The following is a 21328-nucleotide window of genomic DNA, read 5'->3' as shown; positions in this document are numbered from 1 at the left end:
CAATGCAGCGTTTGACTAAGCAGCGACAGGCACAGGAGCGGCAAATTTAGCATATCGCTCAATATAAAACTCTTTAGAATGAGCGATCGCTTTCACTAATTCACGTTCTTTGAGCGCGTGTTTCCACTGTTTTAAACGAGTAAATTCAGCAGGGATACCAAAGCCACGATAATGTTTAAGAGCAGCCCATCTTTCAAACCAGGGAAAAAAGGTAAAATCAACCAAACTGACAGATTCACCAAACCAGTAAGGACCATCTTCAGAAAGTTTCCCTAAACCTTCATTTTCAATAAATTCTAGATGTTTATAGAGTTTTTGTTTGGCTTCCTCTTGTTTTTGGAAATCTGAACTGCGTAACAGAGTAGAAAAAGCGGGAACTAATCTAGTATTAGCAAAATCTATCCAAATCCGAGCTTGAGCTTTAGCAATGGGTTTATTAGGTAAAAGCGGGGGGTTGGGAAATACTTCATCCAGATATTCATTAATAACTGCTGATTCCCAAATCCGATTTTCTCCATGAGTAATTGCAGGTACTTTTCCATAAGGAGAAACTTTTGTAAAACCTTCTGGTTTATTCTGCAAATCAATTTCAATCAAATCAAAATCAATACCCTTTTCTTGAAGTACCAAGCGGGTACGGTGAGCATAAGGACAAACAACCGCACTATAAATCTTAATGTCAGCCATGTTTAAATTCCTTAGTAAATTAGGATTTGTGTTTGGGAAATTTGTTGACATCAAAATCCCAAATCTTAAATAATTTAGGTGTAAAGAAGTTCCATGGAACGTCTCTACATTCTTTTCCAGCAGATGTCTAATAGCAAAACTAGCGCAGACATAACTATTGCCAGTTATCTGTGCATCACCCTTATTGAGATAATACTTGGGGTAAAATATAAACTACAGTTTGTTGACCGAGTTACAGGTGATTGTTCTAGTAGTATTGCATGACCCCAGGAAAAATTCAAGTGGTTTGACAAGAAAATAGATGTTTGACTAAATTTATGGCTGACTAATGATTAGTATATCTAAATAATTATTGAGTTATACTTGGCTAAACTGTGCCAAAACGGGATACTTGAGAACAAAAGGTGAAATCAAGAACTATGAATACAAATACTGATATTACTGGTTTTCATGCACATATTTATTTTGATACCGTCAGTCGTGAATCGGCTGCTCGTGTAAGAGAAGGTTTAGGTGCTAAATTTGATGTAAGATTAGGACGTTGGCATGAACAGCCTATAGGACCACACCCCAAATCCATGTATCAAGTAGCTTTTTTACCACATCAATTTGGTGAAGTTGTGCCTTGGTTAATGGTTAATAGGGAAGGTTTAGATATTTTGGTTCACCCAGAAACGGGAGATGATGTCAAAGATCATACTGATCATTCTCTGTGGTTAGGAGAAAAACTACCGTTAAATATTGAGTTTCTGCAAAGGTTATAGCAGGTGACAGGGAACAGGTGACAGGTGACAGTGTTAAAAGTTTCTTGGAGTCTAAGTTTTATCAATGACCTTACGTCAACGTGCGCTATCATTTGATATTTTAACCCCCTTAGTGGTTGCTATAAAAACTATCTAATTTCACCAAAATGCTTTCTCACACAGTCCTTTTTGACCTAGATGGAACTCTAACTGATCCTAAACTGGGGATTACTCGCTGTATTCAATATGCGTTATCGGAACTTGGTTATAAACCACCAGATGCTAATGAATTGCTTTGGTGTATTGGACCACCACTGAAAAGCAGTTTTTCCCAGTTATTGCAAACCTCTGATGACACATTACTGGAGGAGGCAATTTTACTATATCGTAGTCGCTTTTCTACAATTGGGTTATTTGAAAACTCCCTTTATCCGCAAATTCCCGAAACTCTAAAAATTATTCGTGCTGCTGGTTATCAAACTTTTGTAGCTACTTCCAAACCTCAAATTTATGCTACACGCATTATTGAATATTTTGATTTAGCACCTTTGTTTGATGGTGTTTATGGTAGTGAATTAGATGGTAATAGAAGTGTGAAAGGTGATTTAATTTCCTACATTATAGAGAGGGAAAGTCTTTTAGATTCTACTGTCGTTATGATAGGCGATAGGCTACATGATATTATTGGAGCTAAGAAAAATAATATTGCTTCAATTGGTGTGACTTATGGTTATGGAAGTAGGGAAGAATTGGAAACTCACAAAGCTGATTTAATTGCTGATTTTCCAGATGAGATTGCTACATTGCTACCTTTGATTTGATCGCTCAACTCTGATCTCCATCAAAAGCGATACTTACAGAAAATTATGCTATAGCTAATAAACATCATTATGACTCTTCACTTAAATAAGATTGGCGACTATGACGAACATGAAGAATGGCGATAACATCTTCTTCGACTACAAACAAAACTCGATATTTTCTTTGTTTTCCAATCCAGAGTTGACGAACTTCACCACCAATTACTTTTGCTTCTGATGCTATCATACAGCGATTAGGAAATTTTTGTAATGATGCTATAGCATCTTCAAGTTCGTAGTACCAATTGTTTGCTACTTCAGGACTCAGATTATCGCACATCCAACGATAAGCAGTTTCGATTTCTTGAAAAGCTGTAGGTTGAATAATAACTTGGTAATTCATGAGCGAGGAGGAATATTAAATTTGTGTTTTAGGGTTGCTAATGCTTGATCGGCTGGTATTCCTTCACCTTGCTTAAATTCATCTAGTCCTTTACGAATACCTACTATTGTTTCTAAGTAATCAATTCGTTCTAAGAGTTCTTGATATGTACTTAGAGGCTGTTTTGGAGTTGTTTTCAGTGATTGTAAAAAACTCAGCAGATCCTCTAGGAGTTCGTTGGGGGTGTTGTCAATTTCTTGTAAGAGTAATTCTTTGATAGTCATTACAGTTAACCGTGAAGATTGATATTTCTATTATAGTGATATCTTTGCTCTGACTGTGTAAGGAATATGGTAAGCGTTCGATAACTGTATAAAAAGTGTGATAGCGTTCGCGGTAGCGTCTCGTTCGCGTAGCGTTCCGAAGGAATAGAGATAGCGCTCCGTAGGAATCTTGAAACGCTGCTGTAAGCAGATCGCCTTCATGATATCATTGGAGCTAAGAAAAATAATATTGCTTCAATTGGTGTGACTTATGGTTATGGAAGCTAGGGAGGAATTGGAAACTCATAAAGCTGATTTAATTGCTGATTGTCCAGATGAGATTCCTACATTATTGCCTTTTATATAAACAATAAAGTAGGAGGCTTTTCGCGTTGCAATAAAATATCCTACTACTATAAAAACTCTTCCAAATCTTTCTCTATTTTGCTCATACAAATACGAAAGTAGGCAAATTCTTCATCTGTAATGTCTTTTGCGTGTGCATCTACTCTGGATTGATTTATAAAATCTAATCCTTTAAATGTTTCTCGCTTTGAATTAGAAAAAATATTTTTGAAGACATCCCATTCTTTGCTAATAATTTTAGCTAAATCCAGGAAATATATTTCACTGTGATTAGGGTTGAATAAGTCATTATAATCTGACCCCGCAAGTTCAGACTTTCTCTTACCCCCGAAGATATCTAGAATAATTTGCTTGGCATCATCTGAACCTTTCACTGCTTTCAGTTGCATTCTGACAATTTTTCTTAGTTTTATTTCTACTAAATTCCTTCTTTCCGATATCTCTTGCCACTTCTCGGAAAGCGTTTTAGTAAGTTTTTTATATTTACTTTTTTGAAGGAGATATTCTTGGATAGAATCTATTTTGAAGTCATATCCAGAGGTACTTTTCTGAATTAAACCATAGCCTAGAAGATGTTCTGTAAAAGAATGATTGTGTTCTGCGAATTCGTTAAAGGTTGTATTATCACCATTGGCAAGAAAAGTTAGCATTTCAAATTCGTCTGGATAAAATTCTGTAAGAACAACCAGAATCATATCAAGATAGTTACTATTATTACGAATAAACTTATTTTTTGCATTCTGGTATAATAGCCTATCAACTCTAACTGGTCTATCTAAACTAGCTAATTCTTTACTTAAAAGACTACAAACGTGACGAATGAGAAATGGATGGCCACCAAAGTCTTCAGTTAATTTTGCATAGACTGTTTCATCAAAGTTGAGTCCCATTCCACTACCCAACCTGTTAACCATTTCCTTAGTGTCTTTGAAATCAAAACCAGGTATATACAAAGGAGTAAAATGATTAAAGATAGGATTATCTATTTTTTCTATTTTAGGTCTTTCAATACAGGATGGATTTGTACCAACAATTAAATATGAGATCAAATTCTCTCCTTTCTGGAAAATAGACCTCAATGTCTGCCAAAAAAGAACAAAATCAATTCCTTGACTCCAGTGTAAAGCAGGAGATGTTACCAGAGAAATATTTTCGATTTCATCAAAAATGAGGAATAGTGGCCAATTTACTTGTTTTCTACATCTTTTAAAAAAAGTTTCAGCATGAATTGATGCGTTTTTTTCAGTGAAGTCACTTTCTTGTGGAAGCTTAACATTTAAACCGAGTTTATCTTTAGTTGCTTTGCAAACATAATATAAAGATTCAAACCATCTTCTTTGATTGAAAGCAGTGTTCTGACAGTCTATAAATATTGAAGTAATATCTTCTCTACCCAAAGATCGTTCAATACCATAGATTACAGACGTTTTTCCGGTTTTTCTTAAACCAAATAAACCCGAATTTTCCCCACTTTTGTATCTATTAATTATTGTTTGAATTAAATCATTTCTTCCAAAAAAATATATGTCTTTTCTTAGTGGTGATTGAAACGCAAAAAGGTCTCTACTGTAGAAATATTTACGAAATCTGTTTCTAATGAAGAATGTGTCTAAATTGCCTTGTAATTCATTGTAATTGAAAGGAATAATAATTTGCGATTCTGGTTCATTTTTAGTTAGATTTGGTAAAGAGGTTTCAATATCAGGATCTTTGCTCACTAAAATTCCACAAATCTTTTCTAATCTTAATGCTGAAAACCTCTCACTTATCTTATCAAATACATCTAAAGTTCTAGCTTGTAAGGTTGTATAAGGACTGAAAACAACAACAATCTCTTTATTAAGGTTAAATAAATCTGTGTAAATAGATGTTGGTTCTACCACAATAAATTCATATTCGCTACTATAACCTAGAAACAGCCTATCACCATTATTAGTTAGAAAAAATTCATTACTTAGAACTTTCAAGATTCCTTGAATTTCTTGAGAAAATCTTGATGAGGAAAACATTGGGTGAATTCCTGGGGATGTTTTTATACTCATAAATTTCTGATCCCAAAACTTTATTTTTGCTATTTACAAAACAGGGATCTACCACTTCCTTTATAGAATCGAATAACAACCTGAGTTCGATGTAAGAAAACCAGCTAAAAATGAGTATTCAAAAGGGTTAGAGGCTTTTCTGGAAAGAGCCTATGTTCTCAATAAGCCTTAATTATTGAGAATTAATAGGAACCAGCTTAGATTTAAGTAAATTCTCATAACAAAATCTAAATTTATATTACGAATACTATTTGAATACAAACTCAAAGTACCTCAGATTAGGGACAATAGAAGAGGTTTAATTAAAGAAAATTAGTGATTATAACTCATGGAATTAGAAACTATTTTCTGTGAAATTGATGATTTTTGTACCTATTTTGAGCCAATATTTCAAGCTCAACTTATCCCATCCCAAATAAAAAAAAGAATTAGACCCAGCCGATTATGTCTAAGTGAAATTATGACAATAATTGTGTATTTTCATCGCTCTAGTTACCGCAATTTTAAAGATTATTACCTGAAACATATCTTCAAATATTGCCAAGGTGAATTTCCCAATTTAGTGAGTTATCAAAGATTTGTTGAATTAATGCCAAATGCTTTAATTCCCTTAATGTATTATCTGAATACACGAAAAGGACTCAATACAGGTATAAGTTTTATTGATAGTACCTCTATTCCCATTTGTCATTCTAAAAGAGCCAAGACAAATAAGGTCTTTAAAGATTTAGCTGGCTGGGGGAAAAGTTCTATTTGTTGGTATTTTGGGTTTAAACTTCATTTGATTATTAATGATCAAGGAGAGTTACTTGCGTTTCAAATTACTCCTGGAAATACAGATGACCGAAAACCTGTTCCCACTTTGACTAAGAACTTATTTGGGAAAATATTTGGAGACAAAGGATATATTTCTCAAAAACTCTGGCTTGAACTTTGGTCTAATGGACTCAAATTAATCACTCCTTTCAAGAAAAATATGCGGAATAAGCTCTTGTCCCTGGAGGAGAAATTAATGCTCCGAAAACGCTCTTTAATTGAAACTGTTAATGACCAACTCAAAAATATTTCACAACTTGCTCATTCTCGACATCGAAGTGTTACTAATTTCATGGTTAATGTTGTTGCTGCAATAATAGCTTATACTTGGCAACCTAAAAAACCTTCTTTAAGATTTGATGAAAATGAAATTGAAACCTTACCAGTTTTATTAGCTTAATTACCAATTAAATATCAATATTACCTAATAGTAAATACATTTCAAAAAATTAATTTTTTGAGAACTTTTTGGCGTGGGCTTTAATTCTCAATAACCAATACTTATTGACAGAACTATTGCTGTTACGTACTTTTAGACTTTTTATTTACATCGAACTCAGGTAATAACAAGTATACCGATTTATAGCCTTTATTGCTTACGGAGAATGATTAATAAGGTTTTAATATTCCCTACAAACCTTTAATACTCCCACAGCATAATGGGAGAGGTAGAAGCCAGAATAGTTACTTTAATAACATAACATAAACTTTTGCTAAGAGTCATATGTAATACATAAAGAATTAATCAGTAACTAATTTACCAGTATAAAATATTAAGTAATGTATATTTTTTGACTTAATTTTATTTGATATATTTTGCAGAAGGCTTTTAAATATAGCTTATTCTACAACATTTTAGCCAATTTACCAGGGTGAGATAGTAAATTTGTTCATCGCCCACCCTAGAGTCATCAAATACTTAGAATATCTAACAATTAGCTGGCAATAAATTTAGTTCACCATATTTTTTCTAAAAAGGTACTTGCTTTTTCATGAGAGTTATGAGATTCTACTATTAATCTACGATAAATCAGTCGAGATACAGTAGTTTTATCGGCAACCCACCACTAACGCTAATGCCTACAACTATGGCTAAGGAGTTGAAAAAGCTTTCCAAATCAATAAATATGCGGTAGTCACATTGATATATATGACAACTGCCAGACCAGAAAATTTTTATCATCCTATATTCATTTAGTAAAAAATATTACTTTGAGTCTAATATGAGCAAACAACAAAAACAACTAAGACTAGGTGCATTTTTACCCGGAGCAGGTCAGCACGTAGCAGCTTGGCGACATCCTCAAGCACAGAGTAATGGCGCTCTTAACCTTGAGCATTATAAACAGATAGCCCAGACAGCCGAGCGCGGTAAATTTGACGCATTTTTTCTCGCTGACGGTTTAGCCTTACAACAACGCCGTGGTGCGGAAGGACGCACAGCCTTCGGTGGAGACTTTGAACCTGTCACCCTCTTCTCAGCCTTGTCTGCGGTGACAGAACGCATTGGTTTTATCGCCACAGCCTCTACCACCTATGAAGATCCGTATATTCTCGCACGCAAATTTGCTTCCTTAGATCATATTTCTGGAGGGCGAGCGGGCTGGAATGTAGTCACAACTGGTAGTAGTGAAACAGCCGGTAATTTCGGTTTAGAAAACCATCCTATTCACGCAGATCGTTATATTCGCGCCCACGAATTTATTGATGTAGTCAAAGGTTTGTGGGATAGCTGGGAAGACGACGCTTTTGTCCGTGATAAGGAAACAGCTTTTTATTACGACCCCAATAAAATACATGAACTTAACCATAAAGGCAGATTTTTTTCCGTGCGTGGACCATTGAACATCGCCCGTCCGCCCCAAGGATATCCTGTAATTGTGCAAGCAGGTTCTTCTGAAGATGGTAAAGAATTGGCGGGTAGGACTGCGGAAGTTATATTTACTGCTCAACAAACTCTAGAAGATGCTCAAGCCTTCTATGCAGATGTTAAAGGTAGATTAGCAAAATATGGACGCACACCAGACCAACTCAAGGTTATGCCCGGAGTCTTTCCCGTAGTTGGTATCACAGAGGCAGAGGCAAAAGCCAAGTATCAGGAACTACAGGATTTAATTCATCCTCAAGTTGGTTTGGCTCTATTACAGGGACTTATAGGCACGGATCTTTCCTCTTATCCCCTTGATGAACCACTGCCAGATTTACCAGAAACCAATGATAACAAAAGCCGCCAAGCATTATTAATTGATATTGCTCGCAAACACAATTTTACCATTCGGGAACTTTATCAATGGATTGCGGGAGCGCGTGGTCATTGGACAATTATCGGTACACCAGTACAAATTGCAGATCAACTAGAAAGCTGGTTTCTCAATGATGCTGCTGATGGCTTCAATATTATGCCACCTTATCTTCCTGGTGGACTCGATGACTTTGTTGACTTAGTAATTCCTGAGTTACAACGGCGGGGATTATTTCGCAATGAGTATGAAGGAACAACTCTGCGGGAAAATCTGGGTTTATCTCGTCCGGTTAATCAATATCAAAAGGTATTAGCAGCAGTCTAAGTAATTGCCATTACACAAAAATTTCAGGACTTACGCAAAATATCTCTCAAAACCTCATTTCTCTGTGAACTCTGTGCCTCTGTGGTATGGCTAACGCCACGCTCCGCGAACGTTTTTCAGTGACTTGTGCGTAAGTCCTAAATTTATTACTTTCGGTTCTTCAGAAGAAAACTGAATTGATTGAACCACGAAGGAACGTTCGCGTAGCGTTCCGAAGGAATAGGACACGAAGGAAGAAAAAATATATGAGCGCAAAACGTAAGTTTCGGTTAGGTGCATTTATTCAAGCTACTGGACATCATATTTCTGCATGGCGACATCCCAATACACAAATAGATGCAGGTCTGAATTTTGAGCATTATAAAGAAATTACTCAAACTGCGGAACGTGGATTATTTGATGCAGTATTTCTAGCAGATAGTCCAGGAATTTGGGGTGGTTCTCCTGAAACTCAGATTCGTAACGGTAAAATTGCTCATTTTGAACCTGTGACGCTTTTTTCGGCTTTATCCTCCGTCACCAAAAACATCGGTTTTATTTCCACTGCTTCCACTACCTACGAAGATCCTTACACATTGGCACGGAAGTTTGCTTCCTTGGATCACTTGAGTAATGGCCGTGCAGGGTGGAATGTAGTCACCACAGGGAATGAAAATGCGGCGGCTAATTTCGGACTGGAACATCATCCAGAACACAGCCAACGCTATGAACGGGCTGAAGAGTTTGTGGAAGTGGTGCAAGGATTGTGGGATAGTTGGGAAGATGATGCCTTCATTCGTGATCGAGAATCTGGTGTTTATTTCGATGCCGACAAACTGCACACATTGAATCATAAGGGCAAACATTTTTCTGTTAGGGGTCCTTTAAATGTTAGCCGTCCACCCCAAGGTTATCCAGTCATTGTTCAAGCTGGTGCTTCTGAACCAGGGAGAGATTTAGCTGCTCGTACTGCTGAGGTAATTTTTACAGCTAATCAAACTTTAGCTGATGCTCAAGCATTCTATACAGATGTCAAAGGAAGGTTAGCAAAATATGGACGTTCCCCAGATGATCTTAAAATCATGCCTGGTGCTTTCCCCATCATTGGACGAACTGAAGAAGAAGCTCAAGAGAAATACGAGTTTTTGCAATCTTTAATTCATCCCGATGTAGCTTGGGGAATCCTCAAAAATTATTACAAAGGTGTGGATTTATCACAATACTCTTTTGATGATTTAGCACCGGAATTACCCAGCGATACTAACAATAATAAGAGTCGCTTGAAACTGGTGACAGACTTAGCTAATCGCGGTGGTTTTACCCTACGTCAGTTGTATCTATCTTTGGCGACTGCACGGGGTCATCGGACTATTTTGGGTACTCCTGAAACCATTGCTGACCAATTAGAAGAATGGTTTATCAATGGTGCTGCTGATGGTTTCAATATTATGCCTCCTATTCTGCCTACAGGGTTGGATGAGTTTGTAAATTTAGTTGTTCCTGTTCTGCAAAAACGTGGACTATTCCGTACTAAATACGAGGGTAGCACGTTGCGTGAAAATCTTGGTTTACGTCGTCCAGTTAATCGTTTTGCTATTAAACAGGAAAACAAAACATTGGTGCTGGCGTAAATAAAAAAGTATGGTGTGTCAGCACAGACGTTAAAAGCCTACCGGGCTTTTTCGGGAAGTTATGCTTGTCAAAAATGATTCAGCCAGCAATGGTATAGGTCATCTGAACAAGAATCTTACAGCAGTTTTCAAGAATTTAGACCACCAGGGGATCGCGGGAAGGCTGGGAGCCGCGTCTCTTTAGAGCGCGGGGGAAAGCCTACCCGTGCGGTTTTAACCGCTGCCAATATTCTCGATCATGATGCGGGTCATTAAATCTTTTCAACATTTTATTTCTCTCTAACTAATCTTTTTAAGGCTGACGAAAGACTCATTCCCCAACCTTGGGCGATATCCTCAAGTTTCTTTCTTTCAGTTTCATCTAGGTACACCGCTAGAGGTTTTTTCTTCATATACAATATTGGGTTGACATTACTGTAATACTGCCATATAATAGTTATATCGTCAATCACATCAACAAAATAAACCTGTGCAAATACGCTGGAGATTCAAGCTACAACCATCTATTGGGCAACAAGCCTTAATGTCTGAGTGGCTTGTTACTTTACGGAAACACAGAAATTATTGTTTGGCAGAACGTCAGCGCGGATTTGAAACTAATAACCAGAAATCAGACGAGTCAGTAATTTACCAATATGGTGCATTTTCAGACTTAGATACTCGTATTGAATATGGCTCTTATTGCCCTTTGACCTGCCCCGTCGTTAAGCATGGTGTAATGTCCTCTGGGTTAACAAAAAATAGTAAGAAGCATGGTTTAACCTGGGGTAGTGCGACTGATATTCAAGGCAAGAGAACAACTGAACTACGTTCTGAGTCTGAATGGTATAGCCGAATTAATTCAGATGTTTTACAAGGCAATTTAGCTAAATTAGATATTGCTTATAACGGATTTTTTCAACACAAAAGGGGTTTCCCTGCGTTTCGTAAAGCAGCCAACTTTAAAACATTTCAATTCAAGCCAGGACAAGTAAAATTAACTGTTAATCGTGAATCTAATCAGCCCCGATGCTATTCCCATGCCTACTTTCCTGGACTGGGGACTATGCGCTATTTTGATAGTCGGACTATTCCAATAGATGCTGATATTAGAACGGTGACAGTGATTAAAGAAGCTGACGGCTGGTACATGAGTGTATTACTCGAGTTACCTGAATCCCTACCTGAAGTTACAGAAATTGAAACCGTCAAATCAGCAGTAGGTATTGATGTAGGAATTAATAAATTAATTTCTTTGTCGGATGGTTCGTTTATTGAAAATCCTCAATTTGCAACTAATAAAAAAGTCCGCCGTCAATTAAGAATCAGACAGCGCCGAGTTAACCGCAAAATCAAGGGTTCTAATAATCGCAAAAAAGCAGGGAAAATAGTTGCCAAGCTACATAAAAAGATTGCAGATAAGCGAAATGATCATCAATGGAAAGCAGCCAATAAAGTTGTTAACACCGCTGAGGCAATTGTCCAAGAGGATCTAAATGTTAAGGCTATGAAGTCCCGTTGCCAACCCAAAAAGCAGCAAGGACGATTTATGGCTAATGGTCAGGCTGCAAAACGTGGATTAAATCGCTCTATTTCTGATGCCAGTTGGGGCGAATTATTTTCTAAGATTGCTTGGCTGGCATTGAAGTCTGGTAAGCCAGTATTATCCGTTAATTCTAAATTTACTTCTCAAGAATGTTCGGCTTGTCATCATATTAGTAAAGCTAATAGAGATGGCGAAAAGTTCATTTGTGAAAACTGTGGTCATATTGACCATGCTGATACTCAGGCTTCTCGGACAATTTTACGAAGAGCTAATTTGAAATTCGTCAGCAACAGACGTAAAAAGCCGACGCACCAATCGTTAGTGCCTACTCCTGGACTGGGAGAAAGTAACGCCCTTTTATGCAACGATGCCGCCAGAAATGGCAAACGGCATCAGGCGGGGAACCGTACATCTAAGGTAATACCTGAAAAGCGGATATTATTCGAGCAGTTGTGTTTGCAATTATTCGATTAAGAATCCCCGTGTCTTTAGACCGGGGAGTGTCAAACTCTTAAATCTCTCCGCGCCTTGAGCGTCTCTGCGTGAAACAAAATCTTGTAACCTTTTTAAGGAAAATATGACTAAATATAGCAAATTGAAAAGCTCCCCATCCGCCGCAGTCAGAGCCAATCTGGATTATCCTGTCATTGATACTGATGTTCACACTAATGACTTTACTCCTGCCCTTGAGGATTATATTGCTCACTACGGCGGTGTGAAACTGGTAGATGAATTACGCAAGGCTGAATCCTCCCGTCTCAATCCCAAGAGTGAAGGTAAGGACTGGTATCAACAAACTCCAGAAGAACGCCAATATAATCGGACATTGCGATCGCCTTGGTGGGCTAGAGTAACTCGTAATACCTTAGATTTGGCTACCTATACCCTCCCTGCACTCCTCTATGAACGTCAAGCAGAGCAAGGATCAGATTATTCGGTGTTATTTCCCAATAATGCCTTAGCTGCGGCTGGTGCAAGTAAAGAGAATCGGCAATTATTGCAACGGGCGATTAATCACTATCATGCTGATATTTACCGCCCATATAGCGATCGCTTAACTGTGGTAGCTGGTATCCCCATGACTACTCCTCAAGAAGCAATTGAGGAGTTAGAATTTGCAGTAAAAACACTGGGACTAAAAGTTGCAAATATTCCTGGTGGTGTAAAAAGACCAATTAAAGCGATCGCAGATAAATACCCAGCCGATCAATTCCCAGAAATTGGCAAATATGCCTCTTACATTGACTTTTTCGGTCTAGATAGTGAATACGACTATGATCCCTTCTGGGCTAAAGCCGTCGAATTAGGCGTACCTCTCACCACTCATTACGGTAGCCAAGGATGGACTGGACGCTCCTCCATTAGTAACTACATGAACAACCACATCGGTCACTTTGCCGATGGTTCACAAGCGTTTGCCAAAGCCTTGTTTTTTGGTGGTGTAACTAGACGCTTCCCACAATTGCGTGTTGGGATGCTAGAAGGTGGTGCAGATTGGGGCGCTCACGTCTACATTCATTTAGTGGATCGTTTCTCCAAACGGAGTTTAGAAGGACTGCAAAACTACAACCCAGATTTAGCTAATGCTGATGAGTTGTTTGAGTTGTTTGCACAGTATGGTGGGGAAATTACTCAAGGACATTCCCTCAGCAAAGAAGAGTTAACTAAGAGTGTATTGGGAGCTTCCTTCAACCGTCACAGTCGTTCACCTGTGGGTAGTGAATTGGAAGATTTTGGTGCAGCAGGTATTCAGTCAATTGAAGATATCCGCGATCTTTGGGTGAACAGTTTCTTCTTTGGTTCTGAATCTGATGATCGTACCATTGCAGCCGCATTCAACGACAAAGCCAACCCCTTGGGAGTCAAGCTTAACGCCATTTACTCCTCCGATGTTGGTCACTGGGATGTACCCGATCTCACCGCACCTTTAGCTGAAAGCTGGGATTTGGTCAGAGAAGGGGTGATTTCTGAAGCTGACTTCAAAGCTTATGTATTCGGCAATCCTCATAAATTCTACACCCAAGCTAACCCCGATTTCTTCAAAGATACAGCAGTAGAATCCAAACTACCTAAGACCGAATCTCAAACTGAGAACAAAACGTTGGTAGGTGTGTAAATGACTTTGTGAGTAGCTATAGAGACGTTATATATAACGTCTCTACATCAAATAAATGAAGAAAACGAACCACAGAGGCGCAGAGGACGCGGAGAAATTAAGAAGAGAGAAGATTAGTTGTTGTCAAATATTTGTAAACGCACATTTGAGGATTTAAAACTATGCCAGTTGAACAAAGATCCCACGATACCAGCAATGGTTCATTACCTTATATTTTTTCCCCAGCTAATACCAACAAACCCGCTCCTCTCGTATTATTTCTACATGGTGCAAAGGACAGAGGAACAGATATTAATGTTTTACTAAAATGGGGTTTCCCTCTTTTTGTAGATTCATCAGCATCCTTACCTTACTTCTTTGTTGCACCTCAACTTCCTGAAGGACAGACTTGGGTAGATAGAGTAGATGATGTAATTACTTTACTTGATCATATCATTGCCACCCAACCTATAGATCCATCCAGTGTGATCATATCTGGATTCAGCTTGGGAACTGCTGGAGCTTGGCATATCGCCGCTTCCTATCCTGGACGCTTTGCTGGTTTGGTAGCTACATCAGGTCGTGTACCCCAAATATTAGAAGCAACCCAATTAGCTGCACTCAAAGAAATTTCTATCCAAATATTCCAAGGTGCAAAAGACGAAAAACTTTCAATTGAGAGTACACAAAATGTTGTTAATACCCTCCGTGAAGCAGGAGCAAAAGTAGATTTTACCATATTCCCTGAAGGCGATCATTTCATTGCTGATGAAGTTTACAGTAACCCGACATTGCAACAATGGTTGGTTTCACAAAGCCTTCGTCAAGCTGCTGTAGTAAGTTGAATCAGAGAATAATAAGCCAATTTTATGTGAGGCTGCACAGAATTATAAAATCAATAAATTTATCCCTCTTTATCCGCGTTAATTTGCGTTTATCTGCGGTCAATTATTATTGATATCTTATTTTATGCAGTTTCAGATTAATTTGGTACATATATTTTAGACCATACTCTTGCATCTCTATTCCTTTGCGCCTCTGCGCCTGGAGCGTGAGATAAAAATTCTACAACTAATATTTTCATGACATTACCAACAACTAAACTTGGTCAAACCGGACTCACTGTTTCCCGGCTCGTTCTCGGGACAATGACCTTCGGACTACAAACCGACGAAGAAACGTCTATAAAAATCCTCGATACCGCAGCCGAAGCAGGAATCAACTTTCTCGATACAGCCGATGTTTATCCTCTTGTTGACACTCCCCGGTCTAAAGACACGGGGATTCTTAATCGAATAATTGCAAACACAACTGCTCGAATAATATCCGCTTTTCAGGTATTACCTTAGATGTACGGTTCCCCGCCTGATGCCGTTTGCCATTTCTGGCGGCATCGTTGCATAAAAGGGCGTTACTTTCTCCCAGTCCAGGAGTAGGCACTAACGATTGGTGCGTCGGCTTTTTACGTCTGTTGCTGACGAATTTCAAATTAGCTCTTCGTAAAATTGTCCGAGAAGCCTGAGTATCAGCATGGTCAATATGACCACAGTTTTCACAAATGAACTTTTCGCCATCTCTATTAGCTTTACTAATATGATGACAAGCCGAACATTCTTGAGAAGTAAATTTAGAATTAACGGATAATACTGGCTTACCAGACTTCAATGCCAGCCAAGCAATCTTAGAAAATAATTCGCCCCAACTGGCATCAGAAATAGAGCGATTTAATCCACGTTTTGCAGCCTGACCATTAGCCATAAATCGTCCTTGCTGCTTTTTGGGTTGGCAACGGGACTTCATAGCCTTAACATTTAGATCCTCTTGGACAATTGCCTCAGCGGTGTTAACAACTTTATTGGCTGCTTTCCATTGATGATCATTTCGCTTATCTGCAATCTTTTTATGTAGCTTGGCAACTATTTTCCCTGCTTTTTTGCGATTATTAGAACCCTTGATTTTGCGGTTAACTCGGCGCTGTCTGATTCTTAATTGACGGCGGACTTTTTTATTAGTTGCAAATTGAGGATTTTCAATAAACGAACCATCCGACAAAGAAATTAATTTATTAATTCCTACATCAATACCTACTGCTGATTTGACGGTTTCAATTTCTGTAACTTCAGGTAGGGATTCAGGTAACTCGAGTAATACACTCATGTACCAGCCGTCAGCTTCTTTAATCACTGTCACCGTTCTAATATCAGCATCTATTGGAATAGTCCGACTATCAAAATAGCGCATAGTCCCCAGTCCAGGAAAGTAGGCATGGGAATAGCATCGGGGCTGATTAGATTCACGATTAACAGTTAATTTTACTTGTCCTGGCTTGAATTGAAATGTTTTAAAGTTGGCTGCTTTACGAAACGCAGGGAAACCCCTTTTGTGTTGAAAAAATCCGTTATAAGCAATATCTAATTTAGCTAAATTGCCTTGTAAAACATCTGAATTAATTCGGCTATACCATTCAGACTCAGAACGTAGTTCAGTTGTTCTCTTGCCTTGAATATCAGTCGCACTACCCCAGGTTAAACCATGCTTCTTACTATTTTTTGTTAACCCAGAGGACATTACACCATGCTTAACGACGGGGCAGGTCAAAGGGCAATAAGAGCCATATTCAATACGAGTATCTAAGTCTGAAAATGCACCATATTGGTAAATTACTGACTCGTCTGATTTCTGGTTATTAGTTTCAAATCCGCGCTGACGTTCTGCCAAACAATAATTTCTGTGTTTCCGTAAAGTAACAAGCCACTCAGACATTAAGGCTTGTTGCCCAATAGATGGTTGTAGCTTGAATCTCCAGCGTATTTGCACAGGTTTATTTTGTTGATGTGATTGACGATATAACTATTATATGGCAGTATTACAGTAATGTCAACCCAATATTGTATATGAAGAAAAAACCTCTAGCGGTGTACCTAGATGAAACTGAAAGAAAGAAACTTGAGGATATCGCCCAAGGTTGGGGAATGAGTCTTTCGTCAGCCTTAAAAAGATTAGTTAGAGAGAAATAAAATGTTGAAAAGATTTAATGACCCGCATCATGATCGAGAATATTGGAAGCGGTTAAAACCGCACGGGTAGGCTTTCCCCCGCGCTCTAAAGAGACGCGGCTCCCAGCCTTCCCGCGATCCCCTGGTGGATTTTTACCAGTATCAGCTATAGCAGGTGACAGTTGACAGAGTTAAAGAGATTTTAGTGTAAGACTTTTTAGAATACAAAAATATGGATTCCGCAATTGTTTGACATACGGCATATTGCCGTATATAATTATAGTTTAAAAGTCCATCTAACACTATATTGATATGGATGTTGCACCTATTCCAAAACAGATAGCGAGACTTGAAGCTCGTATGACTCCAGAAACTAAAGCTTTGTTGCAGAAAGCAGCGGATCTGGAAGGACGCACTTTAACTGATTTTGTGATTGCGAGTGTTCAGGCAGAGGCTTTGCGAGTCATTGAACGACACCAAACCCTCAAGCTGAGTATGGGCGATGCTGAAGCTTTTGTGGATGCTTTACTCAATCCTCCCCAGCCGAATGATGCTCTGAAAGCAGCGGCATTAAGATATAAACAAGTAATTACAGTGTAATGGTTCTCAAGATCGAGCTTCTAGATAGTAGTAGGCATATCCGCACTGAATTTTGCTGTGGGAAAGATAGTTTAGATAATTATCTATATAAACAAGCATCTCAGGATCTCAAAAAAAGAGTTGCAACTGTATTTGTTTTGATTGATGAGCCTGATTCCCATGTTTTAGCTTACTACACGCTCTCTGCATATACTGTTGATATTACAGTTCTGGATGAGGCTTTTGCGAAACGATTACCTCGTTATCCATATCTACCAGCTACGCTGTTAGGTCGTCTTGCTGTTGATAATAGACAAAAAGGGCAAGGATTTGGTGAGCTAATGTTGGTGGATGCTCTGAAAAGGGCGTTTAATGCCTCTAGACAGGTTGGTTCTCTAGCTGTGATAGCTGAAGCCTTAGATGAGGAGGTTGTAAATTTTTATATCAAGTATGGATTTAAGGAATTTAAGCAAAATTCGATGAAACTTTATATTCCCATGCAATCAGTTGAAGAGCTTGTTCAGGATTAGAACTTAAATACAAGTTGTCAACCACCCATCACTTCCCTTCGGGTAAGTGAGGGCTTGTAAAAGCCTAGTTGACCAGACTCAGTTCTTAACCGAACTACGTTAGAGGTAAGAGTTAAAGACCTACCAGAGGATGCGTAGCTAGTTCCCTGCTCTAGAACTTAAAAGTTAAACAGGCTTAAGGGTTAAACCAGTGCTTTTAAGATAGTTACCGACCTCTAACATTGTCGAAGCTAACATTACCCGCAAGGAGGCTCTTTGGAGCAAAATATTATGTCCAAAGTATTTGTTTTAGACACTGAAAAAAGACCACTAGACCCAATTAATCCAGCACAGGCTAGACAACTATTAAGAAACAAAAAAGCAGCAATATTTAGACAGTTTCCGTTCACAATTATTCTCAAAAAATCCTGTCCTGACTCCCCAGTATCGTCCCTAAGACTAAAGATTGATCCTGGTGCAAAATTCACGGGAATGGCATTAATTAATGATGCAACTGGCGAAGTAGTATTTGCTGCTGAATTAAAACATAGAGGCTTTGCAATTAGAGATGCTTTAACTTCTAGAAGTCAATTAAGACGTTCTAGACGTGCCAGAAAAACTCGTTACAGACAACCAAGATTCTTAAACAGAAACTTCCCAGAAGGATGGTTAGCACCGAGCTTACAAAGTCGGGTTGAGAATATTAAAACTTGGGTTGAAAGATTGCGTAAACTCGCACCAATTAGGGCAATTAGTCAAGAATTAGTCAGGTTTGATATGCAGTTAATGGCTAATCCTGATATTCAAGGTAAGGAATATCAACAGGGAACTTTAGCTGGTTACGAAAGCAGAGAATACTTACTAGAAAAGTGGGGTAGACAATGTGCCTACTGTGGAGTGAAAGACGTTCCTTTTCAAGTAGAGCATATTCATCCACGAGCCAAGGGTGGTAGTAATTCAATTACAAATCTCACTTTAAGTTGTGAAAAATGTAACACTAAAAAAGGCACGAAAGACATCAAAGATTTTCTCAAAAAAGACCCTTCAAAGTTAGAAAAAATCTTGAAGCAAGCTAAAAGACCACTGGCTGATGCAGCAGCAGTAAACACAACTCGCTTGGCATTACTATTCGTTGTCAAAGCGACTGGATTACCTGTAGAAACAGGTTCAGGAGGGTTAACAAAGTTCAATAGAAGTCAGCAAAATCTGGAGAAAACGCACTGGATTGATGCAGCTTGTGTTGGTCAGTCAACTCCAATTCTCAATATCAAAGGCGTTAAGCCATTGCTAATTACAGCTAATGGTCACGGCACTAGACAATCTTGCCGAACTGACAAGTACGGTTTTCCTTCTAGATATGTCCCCAGGTTCAAATTTGTTAATGGTTTTCAAACCGGAGACATTGTGAAAGCTGTTGTCACAAAAGGTAAAAAGATTGGGGCATATATCGGACGAGTAGCGGTGAGGACTAGCGGTAGTTTCAATATCTCAACAATATCTGGACTGATTCAAGGTATCTCTTACAAATACTGTAAATCAATTCACAAAAAGGACGGTTACGAATATGGAAAATCAAAGATTTGTTAATTGCTCAACTGTCCCTTTCATTGTTTGTGCTGGCGCACAAAATTACTCAAGGGACGTTTCACAATTAACCCTCCATTCCTCCCATCACCAAACTGAGTACAGTTTTGGTGGGGGTCTCCTGGAGGTTTAGATGAAATAATGAACTACGGAGAGATAAAGGACACCTTATTTATCCAGAGAGAAGCTAATAGCGAGTTTTACTATTAAATAAACAATGCTGGAGAAACATTAAAAAATTCTCCTAAAGCTTTTGCTTGAGCTTTACTAATTGCTCTTTTCCTATTCACTACCTCAAAAACCACACCTTTAGAACCAATAATTCCTACTAAATCAGATTGTTTAATTCCCCTAGCATCCATTAAATGTTCTAATATTGCATGGGGTGATGATGGTTCAATAGGGTAGTGTTTAGTTTCAAATTCTTCAATGAGAGTGACTAATAATTGTAAGATGGCAGTTTGTTCTGGTGTACGTTGTTGTTCAGCCATTAATTTTTCCACAGTTTCTAATGCTTGATCATATTCTGCTTCGGTTGTGATAACTTTGGGTTGATATTCTACTAATAATTGACTGTAGGTGGTTTTATCTAAGGAAATGGTCATGGTTAACTCCTGTTAAAAGAAAGGGTCATTTTTCCATTTTTCTTTATCATACTCAGCATGGGTTAAAAAATATTTGTAGTAGACTGTTTGGATTGCATAATCAATACTAACAATTAAACGATAAGAATTACCTTTGATGTTGAATACAATAAAATTGCCTACTGCATTTGCTGTGGGATAAAATTGTCTAAGTTCATTAAAATTTTGCCATGATGCAGATTTTATCATTCGATACCAGGAGTTAACCGATTCTACTGCATCTGGGTATTTATCAGCATCAGCACGTAAATTACGAATGCTGATTAGGTGCATATTTTGTTTTTTATCTGGAAATACAAATGTTGATTTTATATATGTTCTCATTTAGAAAACGATTTGTCAATATTATCCAAATCCCCAACTTCTGAGTATTAATTCATAGTTTATTGATCTCATCAAATAAAATGATGAAAAAGGTGCAACTCACAGACTAGCAAGATGTGGGTTGTTTTCACGAAGGTTTTGTAGTTGGACTCCATTCAGTTTAACTGCTGCATACTTAAAAAGCCAATCATAAAGATTGAGTACACGAGAATCTAAAAGTAACGGTTTAGAGCTAAAACCTGAACGCAGACCTTGACGCACTTCATTAATAGTTAGTCCCTCATTAATCAAAAATGGCAGAATATCAATCAAATTTTGCTCACTATCTTGCGGTTGGAAACTCTGTTTTGGATCTGCTTTACGCAGTGAACATGAAACACAAGCAAGAGCTAAATTATCAGATGTTGTTGCACCACCAGCCACAACCGGAATAATATGATCTATATGAAATGTTGCAGCTTGTCCTGCTTGAGACAAACAACAATATTCACACCTATCTTTTGCACACTGGATAACTAATTGACGTAGCGAATTTGGAATTTTCCCCATTTATCCTGCCCGCATGATACGCTGAGAACGCAAAGAAAGCAAAGATAAAAATTCCGCCAAATCAACTAAACCTCCTGCTTCATTTCTTTCTGCTACACTCAATTCTTCCCCAGCATCTTGACGATCTAATAAACATTGTAACCGCGCTTGCACAGCTTCAGGAAGTTGGAAATAAGTTAAATTAACGGGTATCTCAATTACATCAGTCATATAATATTTCCCTACAGTTTAGAAAAATCTTCTACAA

General features: G+C 38.1%; 23 protein-coding genes. 13 read left to right on the top strand and 10 right to left on the bottom strand.

All coding sequences use genetic code 11. From position 1 onward, the window contains the following. Positions 1–15 precede the first annotated feature (15 nt). Positions 16–687 carry a glutathione S-transferase family protein gene (locus tag NG743_RS25560; RefSeq protein WP_027401254.1) on the bottom strand — a complete coding sequence of 224 codons (672 nt, stop codon included), beginning with the start codon at positions 685–687 and terminating at the stop codon, positions 16–18. Between the two features lie 419 nt (positions 688–1106). On the opposite strand from NG743_RS25560, the gene NG743_RS25555 reads away from it, so the two are divergent. Continuing rightward, entirely contained in the window at positions 1107–1451 is a 345-nt protein-coding gene (locus NG743_RS25555) for a DOPA 4,5-dioxygenase family protein (protein WP_027401255.1), read from the top strand. Positions 1452–1597: 146 nt separating this feature from the next. After that, entirely contained in the window at positions 1598–2251 is a 654-nt protein-coding gene (locus NG743_RS25550; protein ID WP_257121141.1) for an HAD family hydrolase, read from the top strand. A gap of 67 nt (positions 2252–2318) precedes the next feature. Here NG743_RS25550 and NG743_RS25545 read toward each other — a convergent pair whose 3' ends face one another. The 3 genes from NG743_RS25545 to NG743_RS25535 form a co-directional block, all read right to left on the bottom strand. Next, positions 2319–2633: a type II toxin-antitoxin system RelE/ParE family toxin gene (locus tag NG743_RS25545; RefSeq protein WP_027401257.1), complete on the bottom strand. Its 315-nt coding sequence runs from the start codon at positions 2631–2633 to the stop codon at positions 2319–2321. Beyond that, entirely contained in the window at positions 2630–2896 is a 267-nt protein-coding gene (locus NG743_RS25540) for a hypothetical protein (protein WP_027401258.1), read from the bottom strand. Before NG743_RS25540 ends, NG743_RS25545 begins: the two co-directional genes overlap by 4 nt. Before the next feature lie 392 nt (positions 2897–3288). Beyond that, positions 3289–5283 carry an AAA-like domain-containing protein gene (locus tag NG743_RS25535; RefSeq protein WP_257121140.1) on the bottom strand — a complete coding sequence of 665 codons (1995 nt, stop codon included), beginning with the start codon at positions 5281–5283 and terminating at the stop codon, positions 3289–3291. A gap of 328 nt (positions 5284–5611) precedes the next feature. On the opposite strand from NG743_RS25535, the gene NG743_RS25530 reads away from it, so the two are divergent. From NG743_RS25530 to NG743_RS25520, 3 genes are all read left to right on the top strand, one after another. Then, positions 5612–6499 carry an IS982 family transposase gene (locus NG743_RS25530; protein ID WP_168634808.1) on the top strand — a complete coding sequence of 296 codons (888 nt, stop codon included), beginning with the start codon at positions 5612–5614 and terminating at the stop codon, positions 6497–6499. 823 nt (positions 6500–7322) lie between these two features. Next, positions 7323–8666, top strand: a complete 1344-nt coding sequence (locus tag NG743_RS25525) for an LLM class flavin-dependent oxidoreductase (RefSeq protein ID WP_193963680.1) — start codon at positions 7323–7325, stop codon at positions 8664–8666. Between the two features lie 245 nt (positions 8667–8911). Continuing rightward, a complete protein-coding gene (locus NG743_RS25520) occupies positions 8912–10276 on the top strand; it encodes an LLM class flavin-dependent oxidoreductase (protein WP_027401261.1) in 1365 nt (454 codons plus the stop codon). 269 nt (positions 10277–10545) lie between these two features. On the opposite strand, the gene NG743_RS25515 is transcribed toward NG743_RS25520, so the two are convergent. Then, positions 10546–10668, bottom strand: a complete 123-nt coding sequence (locus NG743_RS25515; RefSeq protein WP_027400631.1) for a histone H1 — start codon at positions 10666–10668, stop codon at positions 10546–10548. A 131-nt stretch (positions 10669–10799) separates the two neighbouring features. On the opposite strand from NG743_RS25515, the gene NG743_RS25510 reads away from it, so the two are divergent. From NG743_RS25510 to NG743_RS27030, 4 genes are all read left to right on the top strand, one after another. Continuing rightward, positions 10800–12275 carry an RNA-guided endonuclease InsQ/TnpB family protein gene (locus NG743_RS25510; protein WP_052149947.1) on the top strand — a complete coding sequence of 492 codons (1476 nt, stop codon included), beginning with the start codon at positions 10800–10802 and terminating at the stop codon, positions 12273–12275. A 103-nt stretch (positions 12276–12378) separates the two neighbouring features. Beyond that, positions 12379–13917, top strand: coding sequence for an amidohydrolase family protein (locus tag NG743_RS25505; protein ID WP_257121139.1), 1539 nt, complete (start codon positions 12379–12381; stop codon positions 13915–13917). 161 nt (positions 13918–14078) lie between these two features. Further along, on the top strand, positions 14079–14741 hold the full coding sequence (locus NG743_RS25500) for a carboxylesterase family protein (protein ID WP_257121138.1): 663 nt from the start codon (positions 14079–14081) through the stop codon (positions 14739–14741). Between the two features lie 237 nt (positions 14742–14978). Then, a complete protein-coding gene (locus NG743_RS27030; RefSeq protein WP_228044050.1) occupies positions 14979–15245 on the top strand; it encodes an aldo/keto reductase in 267 nt (88 codons plus the stop codon). On the opposite strand, the gene NG743_RS25490 is transcribed toward NG743_RS27030, so the two are convergent. Next, positions 15184–16659, bottom strand: a complete 1476-nt coding sequence (locus NG743_RS25490) for an RNA-guided endonuclease InsQ/TnpB family protein (protein ID WP_052149947.1) — start codon at positions 16657–16659, stop codon at positions 15184–15186. The genes NG743_RS27030 and NG743_RS25490 overlap by 62 nt on opposite strands. 131 nt (positions 16660–16790) lie before the next feature. Here NG743_RS25490 and NG743_RS25485 point away from each other — a divergent pair, with 131 nt between their 5' ends. From NG743_RS25485 to iscB, 4 genes are all read left to right on the top strand, one after another. Then, positions 16791–16913, top strand: coding sequence for a histone H1 (locus NG743_RS25485; protein WP_027400631.1), 123 nt, complete (start codon positions 16791–16793; stop codon positions 16911–16913). A gap of 291 nt (positions 16914–17204) precedes the next feature. Continuing rightward, complete coding sequence (locus tag NG743_RS25480) at positions 17205–17492, top strand: type II toxin-antitoxin system TacA family antitoxin (RefSeq protein ID WP_027401264.1); 288 nt, start codon at positions 17205–17207, stop codon at positions 17490–17492. After that, positions 17492–18001, top strand: coding sequence for a GNAT family N-acetyltransferase (locus NG743_RS25475; RefSeq protein WP_257121136.1), 510 nt, complete (start codon positions 17492–17494; stop codon positions 17999–18001). The genes NG743_RS25480 and NG743_RS25475 overlap by 1 nt, the downstream gene beginning before the upstream one ends. Positions 18002–18271: 270 nt before the next feature. Further along, entirely contained in the window at positions 18272–19567 is a 1296-nt protein-coding gene (gene iscB, locus NG743_RS25470; protein WP_257121135.1) for an RNA-guided endonuclease IscB, read from the top strand. Positions 19568–19770: 203 nt separating this feature from the next. On the opposite strand, the gene NG743_RS25465 is transcribed toward iscB, so the two are convergent. From NG743_RS25465 to NG743_RS25450, 4 genes are all read right to left on the bottom strand, one after another. Then, complete coding sequence (locus NG743_RS25465) at positions 19771–20169, bottom strand: helix-turn-helix domain-containing protein (protein WP_193964778.1); 399 nt, start codon at positions 20167–20169, stop codon at positions 19771–19773. A 12-nt stretch (positions 20170–20181) separates the two neighbouring features. Next, entirely contained in the window at positions 20182–20481 is a 300-nt protein-coding gene (locus NG743_RS25460; protein ID WP_027401267.1) for a type II toxin-antitoxin system HigB family toxin, read from the bottom strand. A 150-nt stretch (positions 20482–20631) separates the two neighbouring features. Then, positions 20632–21081 carry an HNH endonuclease gene (locus tag NG743_RS25455; RefSeq protein ID WP_051424234.1) on the bottom strand — a complete coding sequence of 150 codons (450 nt, stop codon included), beginning with the start codon at positions 21079–21081 and terminating at the stop codon, positions 20632–20634. After that, positions 21082–21291 (bottom strand): hypothetical protein, encoded by a 210-nt coding sequence (locus NG743_RS25450; RefSeq protein ID WP_257121134.1) that lies wholly within the window; start codon positions 21289–21291, stop codon positions 21082–21084. Positions 21292–21328 lie beyond the last annotated feature (37 nt).

The sequence above is a fragment of the Dolichospermum heterosporum TAC447 genome (assembly GCF_024584745.1).
Lineage (GTDB): Bacteria > Cyanobacteriota > Cyanobacteriia > Cyanobacteriales > Nostocaceae > Dolichospermum > Dolichospermum heterosporum.
The sequence above is the reverse complement of the archived record's forward strand: the minus strand, read 5'-3'. Positions and strand labels throughout refer to the sequence as shown.